This window comes from Jeotgalibacillus marinus, assembly GCF_040801915.1.
In the GTDB taxonomy this organism is placed as follows: Bacteria; Bacillota; Bacilli; order Bacillales; family Jeotgalibacillaceae; genus Jeotgalibacillus; species Jeotgalibacillus marinus.
Window position 1 is genome coordinate 1 of record NZ_JBFMIA010000179.1, and the last position, 267, is coordinate 267.

At 56.6% G+C, this 267-nt stretch carries 1 protein-coding gene; it reads right to left on the reverse strand.

Annotated elements, in window-relative coordinates; all coding sequences use genetic code 11:
• Positions 1–267 (reverse strand): hypothetical protein (locus AB1471_RS18985; protein WP_367780993.1); only part of this gene is annotated, 267 nt, incomplete at both ends.

The following is a 267-nucleotide window of genomic DNA, read 5'->3' on the forward strand; positions in this document are numbered from 1 at the left end:
CCCCTCCTCCCCCCCCCCCTTTCCCCCCCTTTCCCCCCTCCCCCCCCTCCTTCCCCTCCTCTTCCCTTCCTTCCTCTTTTTTCTCCTTTTTTCCCCCTCCCTCTTCTCTTTCTCCTTCCTTCTTTTTTTCCCCTTCTCCTCTCCCTTTTCTCTCCCTCTTTCCTCTTTCTTTTTCTCCCCTCTTCCTCTCTCTCCTCCCTTCCCCTCCCCTTCCTTTTCTCTCCCCCTTTTTCTCTTTCCCTCCTTTCCCCTCCCCTCTCCCTCCTC